Raw genomic sequence first — 409 nt, forward strand, 5'->3', positions numbered from 1 at the left:
GTCGGGTCGGTAGAGCAAATGACTGTTAATCATTGGGTCCCAGGTTCGAGTCCTGGTCACGGAGCCAATTTCAAACCGGGGTATAGCGCAGTCCGGTAGCGCGCCTGCTTTGGGAGCAGGATGTCAGGAGTTCGAATCCCCTTACCCCGACCATTTTTGGGTCGTTAGCTCAGTTGGTAGAGCAGTTGGCTTTTAACCAATTGGTCGTAGGTTCGAATCCCACACGACCCACCATTTTTGAAACCAGTTAGCGCTGGAATCGAATCTTAAGATCAGAGGCCAAAAGCGCTGATCGAAGAAGGCGCTCTTTTAAAAGGGTGCCTTTTTTTTACCGGGGTATAGCGCAGTCCGGTAGCGCGCCTGCTTTGGGAGCAGGATGTCAGGAGTTCGAATCCCCTTACCCCGACCA

Annotated in this window: 3 tRNA genes; all 3 read left to right on the forward strand. The window is 52.6% G+C overall.

From position 1 onward, the window contains the following. Positions 1-76 precede the first annotated feature (76 nt). The 3 genes from AC1DHT_RS29415 (at position 77) to AC1DHT_RS29425 (ending at position 409) form a co-directional block, all read left to right on the forward strand. Positions 77-153, forward strand: a tRNA-Pro gene (locus AC1DHT_RS29415). A gap of 5 nt (positions 154-158) precedes the next feature. Further along, positions 159-234 (forward strand) — tRNA-Lys (locus AC1DHT_RS29420). 98 nt (positions 235-332) lie between these two features. Beyond that, positions 333-409 (forward strand) — tRNA-Pro (locus AC1DHT_RS29425).

It is taken from the genome of Pseudomonas sp. 05N432, assembly GCF_056396945.1.